The following is a 9,494-nucleotide window of genomic DNA, read 5'->3' as shown; positions in this document are numbered from 1 at the left end:
TACCCCTGTTTATTGATACCCCCCCTCCCTCATTTTTCCCGACGTTGCGAAGAGAGGGGGGCGAGCGGTCTAGATCGAAGTCCAAAAATAGTTTTTCACCCCCCTACCCTCGGGGTGGTGCATTTTTGGGTGCGGCGACAGCGGATGGTCACCGATTCCAGTGGTGACCGGGGTCGGTCGGTCGACCGTCAGCCCCGCAGCCAGGAAGCCGGCCTGTCTTCTCCATCCGCTGCTTTGTCGAGTCGTGGCAGAACTTGCACAGGCTCGCCCAGTTCTTTGGATTCCAGAACAGCTTCCATGCCGCCTTGATCCGAACGGGGTCGCCACTGTCCTTGGCGTCTTTCAGCTTGGGGGCGATCTTGTGGTCGACGATGGTCGCCGCCACTGGCCGCTGATCCGTCGAACACATCGTGCAGTACGGATGCTCACGCAGATGGCCGTCGCGGGACTTCTGCCACTTGTAGCCGTAACCACGTTCAGTGCTGCTGCCGCGTCGGTCATCAGAGGGTTCGGTCATAAGTGAACGCTCACTGATCCTGCCCACCCTTCGACGGCGTTACATCGCAGACGCCGAGGCGCTTGGCTGCCCATCGTTCGTACAAGCCAATGGCAACATCGGCACCGGCCATGGCTGTCAAACACCCAAGGCCACCCGCTGCAACAATCGAAACGCCCGCAGCGTGCAACAGCAGCATGGTCGACAACCCGCAAGCCACGCAGGCGCCCGAGCGCAATGCCAGACGGCGCATCAACGACCAGCCCCGCACCCCTGCCTTATCAGCTCGCCACATCTCCCCCGACACACCGCCGACCAGCGACAAGGCAATCACCACCCAGATCGGCATTTCTGCCAATGCTTGCTGCTCGTTAGTCATTGCTCACCCTATAAACGCAAAAACCCGGCGCAATGGCCGGGTTTAGTGTGGTGGTGCCTGCCGCTTTCTGCGGTCGCACCTATCGAAGATGGCTACTTTTTACAGGTGGATTCCGGTGGCAGCAAGCCACTTTTAATGCCATCGGTGAATATGTGGGTTTGGTAGCTGAACGCCCGGCGAATATCGGGGAATACATCACCCCGGCTAGCGCTTTTGGGGGCTGTCTGCCCTGCCCCACTGTTCAAAATTAAAGTGGGACAAGGGAAAGCGCCTAAATCAAAGGCTGTGACCCACCGTCCTACCTCTTTTGCTTTTTTCTCGTATGTAGAAGCATTTATAAAAACACGCGTGCGCGTGAAGCGCGCGTATTGCTGCCCGCTACGCTCACATGCGCAAGGGCTGATAGAGGCGAGACAGTGGGACAAGCCAATACAGACGCGGCTTGCGCCTGACCCACTGCCATTACTAGCAGCGGGACAAGGCGGGCCATGGGTAGTTGACGGGGCAAACGGAAGGCGAAGGTATGGGTCACGCTGCTTTTTTCCCGAGCAGCAGTTCTGCGATGCACTCATGAGCCTGGTGCAAGCGCTGATAGTAGGTGTCGCGGCTACAGCCGCAGTGGGTGTACTTCTGCGACAGAAAGCTGTCGTGGTTGCAGTAGTGTTCACGCACCACCAACGACAACTGCGGTGGCAAATGCTTGTTGACGATCAACTCAATGTCCGCCGATTCATCGAGCAGCACCCGGCTGCCCCGTGTGCCACGAATCAACTCGCCCTTGGTTTCTATCAGCATGGCAATCATGTTGCCGCCGCCTGCGCCTTCGGGTACCTCACTGTGCAGATCTTCAGCCCAAAGCTTGAGCATCGTGTCGATGTGCTTAATCAAAGCAAGGCTCCTCGAACTTCTGCACCTGCAAGGCTGAGTAACCGCCCCAGTTATCCGGCTTCTTGTACGCCCAAGGACGCTGGCCGCTTTTAGCCAGAGCAGGCAGACGCACACGACGCCATCCAAGACGGTGCATGATCGCGCCGACGCGCATTTGTTCGGGTTTGCCCCAGTGACCGAAGTCGAGTTTCAGCGCGCTGGCCAGGACTTCGCTACCAGTGGTGGTTTCGCCAATCTGCGATTCTTCCAGCCAAGTCAGAATCGGGCCTTCCCACTCATCCACCACAAAGCGTTCATCTTGAGCTTCAGAGAACATCGCGGCTTCGTCGCGGTTAACCCACCAGATCTCGCCCGCCTCATAGCAAAACATCGCCTCGGCCCATAGCTGGTCGCGGATCTCGCGCAACTGCACCAGGTCGACCTTGGTGCACGCCACCGGCCAATAACGACGGTTACCCGTGGCGTCTTTGAGGTATTCGTCCTGGTTGGTCGTACCCACGAAAACACACTGGCGTGGCACATCATTTGTTCTTCGGCCGTAGCTCTCGCGGTAGGTGTCGGTAGACGCCGAAAAAAACTGCTTGGCCTTGGTACTCTCAGCCTTGTTGAAGCTGTCCAGCTCGCCCAGCTCAATGATCCATTTGCCACGAATCGCCTGAAAACCGTCCTTGTCGCCCAAGGCAAACGGCGTATCCATAAACCAGTCGCCACCCAGAATACTCATGGCTGTGGACTTACCCTCACCTTGCCCGCCTTCAAGAATCATGACCGAGTCAGCCTTGCAGCCGGGACGCATCACCCGCGCTACGGCAGAGATCATCCAGCGCTTGCCGACCTTGGCGCTGTAGCCGCTTTGGGTCACGCCCATCACCGTATTCAGCCAAGTATCAAGGCGAGGCACGCGATCCCACTCAAGGTTATTCAGGTAGTTGCGAACCGGATGAAACGAGTTGTCATGAGCCACAACACTGACCGCCTCGATCACGCTGGAGGCTTTAACGCGCAGGTTGTATTGCTGGGCCAGCCACTTCATCACGCGGATGTCATCGATGTCGCTCCAATCCCCGGTTCCACCGCCATAAGGCGGGGTGCGGACTTTGACAATCTTGGAGCTAAAAGCACTGAAGCTGATAACACCGGCCCAGCGCTCATCGTTGCCCAGGATCAATTCGACGTTTTGCATGTGCGCGATCAATGAGCCGTTTTCGGTGCGTGCCAACTGATCTTTCCAACCACCTGCAGCTGGGGGCCTGACCACCGACAACACCTGGCGGCGAACAGCGTCTAAACCTTCGGCACAATGCAGGTCGTTGAAGTCGGTCCACTTGATATCGCGCTCGCCCGAGAACACCGGGCCAACCACCTGACCGCCCACGATCAACGCGGCGTTACTGCCCTTCTCTTCGCCAGGGTTCCAGGGCTCGCCATTAGGGCGCTTGGTTTTCCAGTCGTCGTCTCGACACACGATCAATGCGCGGCCAGGGAAACGCTCACGCATGGCCTTGGCCACTACGCTCAAATTGCCCGCGTCAAAAGCAATGGCCACCGTCAGCGAGGTGGCCATATGCAGACTGACGCCAGTGGCGTAGCCCTCACATACCAGAACCGGTTCGCCCGGCTCGGGATGGGGGCCAATCAGGTGAAAAGCGCCCTCTTTGGACATGCCATAGGGCCAGTAGGATTTGTCACGGCCCGTATCCTGTTGCTTCTCGGGGTAGATAACCTGCAGCCCGACGATCTGATCCCGTACGTTGCTCATTGGCACTAACACCGCACCCGAGCGCGGCGCATAACGCACGCCCATACCGACGATTTGTTTACGATCCAGATAGGCACTGCGGCCCTTTTCCGGCATGCGCTTGAACAGGCCCGAGGCACGGTTGGCAGCGCGACGGGCAGCATTGGCAGCTATCTCAGCTGCGCGGCGTTTGCCTTCCTCTTGGCGAGCGCGCATCACTTCACGCTCTTCCTGGCTCATGCGCCCAGCCTTAACCTTGATCTTGTTGCTGTCGCCCGAACGCCAATCACCGAAGCTGCCGAAAATCAGGACTTCATTTTTCTCGGTGCGGTGCTCATGGATGACGTACCAGCCGTTTTTCTCCTTGCCCTTGTCCTGCGTGGTCTTGCAGCGAGTCAGCTTGCCGAACGTCAGTGGTTGCGAAGGCTCAAGGCCGTGGTCAGCGAATTGACCGAGAACGTCATCGAGCATAACGGGTACCTACTTGTTCATTGAGTTGTTGGCAGGCTGCACAGCGCATGCAACTGATGACGGCCAAACGGCGGGCCATGGGAATGGATGAATTGCAGTCCACACAAAATTCGTAAGACGCAAACACCGGCTGCGCTTTGCGCGCTGCCAGAGCCAAGTCGATACGCTCCTGCACCAAGTCATTAGCAAAGTCAGCGATATCAGCCACGGTCTGCACCTCGCGTGGTTGAATTGACGTAACAGGCGCGGCTGTACAGGCCCAACAAGCCTTGGATGCCGCGGAACACCTGCAGGCGTATTTCGGCCAGCTCGCTGTCGCACACAATGCCGTCGCCAATGCTCTTGGCCCAGGTGTCGGCCAGATCGGCCACTTGGCGAAAGTACATCGCAATGCCAGTGGTCAGCGTCTCGGGCATATCAGCGGTATAGGACTCGGACAGTTCCTGCCAGATCGTGTCGCCCACCAACGCGTGCACCGCATCCAGAATGCGGCGGTCTTTGGTCAGTTCCAGGATCTCGGCGAACTCTTGAACGTTCACCGTGTGGCTTGGATGAGTCGGGGAAAGCTTGTGCTGCAACGTTGTGGGATTGCGGCCAGTGGTCGCGGCGATGGCAGCAGCGCCACCCGGATAGTCACGTGCAGCGTGATACAGCGCCAAATCGAGCGGCAGAATTTCGCGCTGCGCTCGCTGGGTGCAACTAAGAGCAATACGGCTCATGGCATTAATCCTTGAATGTTGCCAGTGCCGCGCGGCGCGTTGTGGTGGTACATTTGCCGCGTGGCTTGAATGGGCCCAAAAAGCCGGCTAGGTCCGCAAGACCAAAACCGGCACCGTGCCGAGGCAAGCGATCCGTCGCTCACCTCTGGCGCAACAGCTGCCAGATCTGTGGTGGAGAAGGCAGCAACCCAAAGCTTCCGAGCCTTGGAAAGCGCGGTAAAGGAAGGCGGAATTGCATGTGGTGTGCCCGCCTACCTTTACCGCGACCCGGCGACACTGTGGTGGTGTGTGCCGGGAGGAACTGGGCGGCCTTATTGGTCGCCTTTTTTCTTTACAGCTTCTTATGCTGCTTGAGCCGAAGCATTTATACCGGGAGGGAAGATGTCATCTAAAGTACATTTCACTCCGAGCTGGTTAAAAGCACCGACTATTGCTCGACATTCGACTAGTCCAGCAGTACGCCGGCCAGATTCATAATTACTGAGCCGCGTTTGAGTCCAACCCAGCGCCGCGACCAAATCTCGCTGCTTGATACCTGACTTTGCTCTTTGCTCTGCAATGCAGTTCATGGTGTGCCTCCAATGAGTCGACGCCATAATAAACACGAATCGTGAAGCTTTCAACACAGATAGTGAGAATAAAACTATTCAAATCGTGGTAAAAAAATCACATGAACACACTTGGCTTACGCATCAAACAACTAAGAAAAGCAAAGGGAATGAGTCAGCAGGCCCTTGCTTTTGCCTGCGGGTGGGAATCCCAATCGCGAATCGGTAACTACGAAAAAGGAACTCGCCAGCCCAACCTAGAGGATTTGGAGAAAATCGCACTAGCTCTCGACACCACTTTGCCCGACCTAGTAGCCGGCAGGGATCGCTCAGAATTGGATTCACTTCCTGACAACATTCAAGGCCGCGTCCGCTCTGAGGATCGTCTCACTCGCGATTCAGGGCGCTCGACCGACAAAAATCAACCTGTTAGCAGCAACGTAGGCTGGGCAAAAAAAGGGGTAGTCCCAGTGATGGGGAACGCGCAACTAGGTAACTCGGGTTATTTTGAAGCCTTAGACTTCCCGCAGGGCCATGGGGATGGGTACCTTAAAATCCATAGTGATGATCCTGATGCATACGGCCTAAGGGTTTTAGGTGACAGCATGCTCCCGCGAATTAAAAATGGTGAATTTGTACTTGTTGAACCTAACAAAAGCTTTGTCAGCGGTGATGAAGTGATGGTGCGTACGACTTCCGGCAGGACCATGATCAAGGAGTTCATTTACTTGCGCGATGGAATGTACCGGCTTGATAGCGTCAATGCGGAGCACGCAACCGTTCATATAGACCAGAATGACGTAGAGGAAATACATCTCGTGGGCGGGATTCTGAAATCATCACGCTTCCTACACTCCGCCTCAGATATTTAATCACGATTTGGATTGACACAGATAAGCACGATGCGTGATATTTGCCTCACTCTCCCACCACAGAGCGAGGCAATACCATGCACACCACAGCAACCCTGCACGTACACCCAACGTGCGCCAGTAACCGTCGACTGATCGAGCAACTGCAAACCACCACCGGTTGCTTGGTCATCCTCCACAACCACAAGCCCCGACTGGTCCCCCATAGCAACCGCCCTGCCCCGTTCGATCCAAACAACGGAGGGCATGCAGCATGAACCGGTTTTCTTTGGCTGATAAAACCCTTCGCCTGCTGGCTGCGCAGGTCAATTTGAACGGCACGTTTCGTCACTTGTGCAGTTTTAAAAACACCAACCTGCCGTTGATTTTCGTGCTTGAAGTTGAGCGCAGTTCTTCCGGCACGCTCTTCACAATTTTTACTGGCGACGAGAAGCACAGCCTTACCGTGTGCGACCCCGACCAAGATACGCACCTGGTGCTCGCTGACTTTATAGAGTCGATCGCCAACGGTCGTATCGATACCGCCGAGCCGGCAACGCCACGCAACAGCGCTGAATCTGTCGATTGCGGCCAGTTGCTGGACTCCAATCAACACGAGCAACTGCACCAGCTGGTGCGTAAAGGCGGCTCATTGATGCTCGACATCGGTCTGGATGAAGTCGTCAATCTCGCCGTACATCGCACGCCAGGCCGTCAAGGCATGACGTCGATTCTGGCCACCGGCGACAACTGCCCGCGCACTCAGTGCTTTACAACTTCTGGCGACGATCAGCGCAGCTATAAACAGCTACTCCAGTCGCTTGAACATTTGGCTACGTCGGCAGTTTCTGCCGCGCTCGCAGCTTAGGGGGCGTTATGGAGCGCACTCTCGCCAAGGCCGCCGCGCGCTTGGGCACGACCCGGCCAAAACTAATCAAGCTCATGCGCGAAAAAGGCTTGCTCAATGATCGCAACTTGCCCGCCTTCCCTGCTCGGGATCGCGAGTATCTGCGGATTAAGGATAGCAACTGGTACCACGCAGAACTCGGCATGCAATACAGCCAATCAACACGGGTACGGCAGCCCGGTATTGCTTGGCTGGCCGAGCAGTTGGGGCTTGCCCTTCCACCAATCCCGGCTGACCACCGTGACGTGGCCTAGGGAATACGCTCGGCAGATCGTGGCCATGCCGACACGCGAGGAGCGCAACGCTGCGCTCCTTGAAGTGCCGGAACATTTACGCGAGCTGACCAAGCGCCACTGCCTGAATGCCTGGAACCACCCAGCCCGACATAAAACCAAATCGAGCAAACCCGATCATGAGCAATGACCATCAAACCCCACTGCGGTTACTGCCAGCACCGGACCCGGCCACCGTTGAACTGCTCTATCGCAACTTCGGCGACGTGCTGATCCCCCTCGACAAGCTGCGCGTGCAGTACTTCCGCCATCTAAACGAGCAGTCGTTTGCAGCTGAAATCCTCAGCGGACGCATTCAGTTGCCCGTCACGGTGCTGCATAGCAGCCGCAAAGCGCCAAAGTTCGCGCACATCCGCCATGTAGCCGCGCTGATCGACATTCGCGCCTACAAGGCTGACGAGGAACTAGCCAGACCGCAAAGCGATACACCGGATAAAGACGACTAGCCCAGCGCTGCCACCACCAGCGCCACACCAGGAGCACACCACATGACTTCTATCCAGATCAGCGCGCTGATCTTTTTGATATGCAGCGCGGCACTGCTTTATTGGATCGGTTACCGCCACGGCCTGACCGATGGGCAGAAGAATCAACTTACTACCAGCACTCGGAGAAAAGCGGCATGACGTACTCACTGACCAACCGCCTGCCCCTGTCCGCTTTGATCCGCAACGCCAGCGGGATCGCCACGCCTGTAAAAAACAGTCTCTGCTGCGCAGCAGCAGGCATTACTAACGCTCTTAGCGCCACTGCCGGGGTGCTTATACCCCACAAAAAGCTGCGCGAGGCAGCCCACGTTGATGCGCCGCTAAACGCTAAGAACCGCCCGCCCGCGCAGCTTGTGGTGGGGTATAAGCGCCCCACCAAGAATTCCGGTTGCGAGCTCCACCGAGGAACACAGAACAAACAAAAACAACACAAAACCATCGAGCCAGGCCAACTGCCTGCGAAGGATGCAATATGAGCGTCCACAACATCGTCAGTGTCAGCGGCGGAAAAGACTCGACCGCGACACTACTAGTGGCGATCGCCCTAGAAGCTGAAAATCTTCAAGCTGTCTTCGCAGACACCGGCAACGAGCATGAGCAGACGTACGCGTATCTCGACTACCTAGAACAAGCTACACATACCAAAATCATTCGTGTTCGAGCTGATTTCACCCAGCAGATCGCCGGAAAGCGCAAGTTCATCGAAACCAAATGGCGCGAACAAGGTATAGACGAATCAGTGGTGTTGGCTGCTCTCGATGTATTACAACCCACTGGCAACCCATTCCTAGATCTCTGCATCTGGAAAGGGCGGTTCCCAAGCCGCAAGGCCCAATTCTGCACCATGGAACTCAAACGCGACCCAATGCTTGAGCAAGTTGTCATGCCAATGATGGACAGGGGCGACATGATAATGAGCTGGCAGGGAGTTCGCGCCGATGAGTCTCTCAATAGGCGATACCTGCCCGAGTGCGACGAAGTGGGCGGCGGTCTGTTTAATTATCGACCGATCTTGCGATGGGATATCTCCACGGTATTCGAAGCACACCGCTACATGGGTATAAAACCAAACCCCCTCTACTCCCAAGGCATGGGCCGCGTCGGCTGTATGCCTTGCATCAACTGCAGAAAAGATGAGCTGCGAGAGATTGCCCTGCGCTTCCCGGAGGTCATTGATCGAATTGACCGCTGGGAGAGACTGGTACAACAAGCCAGCAAGCGTGGCGCTGCTACGTTTTTTGCTGGTTCTAATGCAAAGCATCCAAAAGGCTCAATCGCAGATATGACAGCTCTTCAGGTGATGGAGATCGCAAGCATCCGCCAGGCAGTTGAATGGTCGAAGACTTCCCGAGGCGGCATCCAGTATGACTTGATGATTGCAACAGATGCGACGGCCTGCTCCAGCGCATACGGCCTGTGCGACTCAGCCTCGGAACCAGTAAGCACATCGGAGAAAAGGATATACACCCATGGAAACTGAAATTCTCTCAGAGGAAGAGCTAGCCGAGCTGACTGGCTACAAACACCGGGGCTACCAACGCCAATGGCTCAAGGATCGCAACTGGGTCTTTGTTGAGAGCCGTGGAGGCCGCCCGCTGGTTGGACGGATGTTTACCCGTATGAAACTCGGGATCACCCCACCCCCCCTCTCGACCGCACCAGCACCGCCCCCGGCAGCACCGTCTTGGACCCCTGATTTTTCCCGAGTAAGTTGAT

General features: G+C 56.4%; 17 protein-coding genes. 10 read left to right on the top strand and 7 right to left on the bottom strand.

Going from position 1 to position 9,494, the window contains the following annotated elements; genetic code table 11:
• Positions 1–148 precede the first annotated feature (148 nt).
• From GHO41_RS07220 to GHO41_RS07190, 7 genes are all read right to left on the bottom strand, one after another.
• Positions 149–517 carry an HNH endonuclease gene (locus tag GHO41_RS07220; RefSeq protein WP_153433267.1) on the bottom strand — a complete coding sequence of 123 codons (369 nt, stop codon included), beginning with the start codon at positions 515–517 and terminating at the stop codon, positions 149–151.
• A gap of 10 nt (positions 518–527) precedes the next feature.
• Entirely contained in the window at positions 528–875 is a 348-nt protein-coding gene (locus GHO41_RS07215) for a phage holin family protein (RefSeq protein WP_153351235.1), read from the bottom strand.
• 528 nt (positions 876–1,403) lie between these two features.
• Entirely contained in the window at positions 1,404–1,763 is a 360-nt protein-coding gene (locus GHO41_RS07210) for a hypothetical protein (RefSeq protein WP_153433266.1), read from the bottom strand.
• The gene (locus GHO41_RS07205; protein ID WP_153433265.1) at positions 1,756–3,972 is read right to left on the bottom strand and encodes a VapE domain-containing protein; all 2,217 of its coding nucleotides are present in this window, start codon (positions 3,970–3,972) and stop codon (positions 1,756–1,758) included. The genes GHO41_RS07210 and GHO41_RS07205 overlap by 8 nt, the downstream gene beginning before the upstream one ends.
• Positions 3,962–4,180, bottom strand: a complete 219-nt coding sequence (locus tag GHO41_RS07200; protein ID WP_371928864.1) for a TraR/DksA family transcriptional regulator — start codon at positions 4,178–4,180, stop codon at positions 3,962–3,964. The genes GHO41_RS07205 and GHO41_RS07200 overlap by 11 nt, the downstream gene beginning before the upstream one ends.
• Positions 4,173–4,691: a phage regulatory CII family protein gene (locus tag GHO41_RS07195; RefSeq protein ID WP_153433264.1), complete on the bottom strand. Its 519-nt coding sequence runs from the start codon at positions 4,689–4,691 to the stop codon at positions 4,173–4,175. The genes GHO41_RS07200 and GHO41_RS07195 overlap by 8 nt, the downstream gene beginning before the upstream one ends.
• Before the next feature lie 341 nt (positions 4,692–5,032).
• Positions 5,033–5,260 carry a helix-turn-helix transcriptional regulator gene (locus GHO41_RS07190; protein WP_153433263.1) on the bottom strand — a complete coding sequence of 76 codons (228 nt, stop codon included), beginning with the start codon at positions 5,258–5,260 and terminating at the stop codon, positions 5,033–5,035.
• Positions 5,261–5,361: 101 nt separating this feature from the next.
• Between GHO41_RS07190 and GHO41_RS07185 the strand changes: the two genes are divergently transcribed.
• The 10 genes from GHO41_RS07185 to GHO41_RS07145 all read left to right on the top strand — a co-directional run bounded on the left by GHO41_RS07185 (position 5,362) and on the right by GHO41_RS07145 (position 9,493).
• Entirely contained in the window at positions 5,362–6,111 is a 750-nt protein-coding gene (locus GHO41_RS07185; protein ID WP_153433262.1) for an XRE family transcriptional regulator, read from the top strand.
• A gap of 77 nt (positions 6,112–6,188) precedes the next feature.
• On the top strand, positions 6,189–6,368 hold the full coding sequence (locus GHO41_RS07180) for a hypothetical protein (RefSeq protein ID WP_153433261.1): 180 nt from the start codon (positions 6,189–6,191) through the stop codon (positions 6,366–6,368).
• Positions 6,365–6,958, top strand: a complete 594-nt coding sequence (locus tag GHO41_RS07175) for a hypothetical protein (protein WP_153433260.1) — start codon at positions 6,365–6,367, stop codon at positions 6,956–6,958. The genes GHO41_RS07180 and GHO41_RS07175 overlap by 4 nt, the downstream gene beginning before the upstream one ends.
• Before the next feature lie 8 nt (positions 6,959–6,966).
• Entirely contained in the window at positions 6,967–7,251 is a 285-nt protein-coding gene (locus tag GHO41_RS07170; RefSeq protein WP_153433259.1) for a phage antirepressor KilAC domain-containing protein, read from the top strand.
• Between the two features lie 25 nt (positions 7,252–7,276).
• A complete protein-coding gene (locus tag GHO41_RS29755; protein ID WP_173430629.1) occupies positions 7,277–7,420 on the top strand; it encodes a hypothetical protein in 144 nt (47 codons plus the stop codon).
• Complete coding sequence (locus GHO41_RS07165) at positions 7,410–7,736, top strand: pyocin activator PrtN family protein (protein WP_153433258.1); 327 nt, start codon at positions 7,410–7,412, stop codon at positions 7,734–7,736. Before GHO41_RS29755 ends, GHO41_RS07165 begins: the two co-directional genes overlap by 11 nt.
• A gap of 42 nt (positions 7,737–7,778) precedes the next feature.
• Positions 7,779–7,916: a hypothetical protein gene (locus tag GHO41_RS07160; protein WP_153433257.1), complete on the top strand. Its 138-nt coding sequence runs from the start codon at positions 7,779–7,781 to the stop codon at positions 7,914–7,916.
• A complete protein-coding gene (locus tag GHO41_RS07155) occupies positions 7,913–8,254 on the top strand; it encodes a hypothetical protein (protein ID WP_256678692.1) in 342 nt (113 codons plus the stop codon). Before GHO41_RS07160 ends, GHO41_RS07155 begins: the two co-directional genes overlap by 4 nt.
• Positions 8,251–9,258 (top strand): phosphoadenosine phosphosulfate reductase family protein, encoded by a 1,008-nt coding sequence (locus tag GHO41_RS07150; protein ID WP_153433256.1) that lies wholly within the window; start codon positions 8,251–8,253, stop codon positions 9,256–9,258. Before GHO41_RS07155 ends, GHO41_RS07150 begins: the two co-directional genes overlap by 4 nt.
• Positions 9,248–9,493: a DUF4224 domain-containing protein gene (locus GHO41_RS07145; RefSeq protein ID WP_153433255.1), complete on the top strand. Its 246-nt coding sequence runs from the start codon at positions 9,248–9,250 to the stop codon at positions 9,491–9,493. The genes GHO41_RS07150 and GHO41_RS07145 overlap by 11 nt, the downstream gene beginning before the upstream one ends.
• Position 9,494 lies beyond the last annotated feature (1 nt).

Origin of the sequence: Pseudomonas sp. FSL R10-0399, from assembly GCF_009600165.1 — a bacterium.
Lineage (GTDB): Bacteria > Pseudomonadota > Gammaproteobacteria > Pseudomonadales > Pseudomonadaceae > Aquipseudomonas > Aquipseudomonas helleri.
This window is presented reverse-complemented; position numbering and strand designations above follow the sequence as displayed.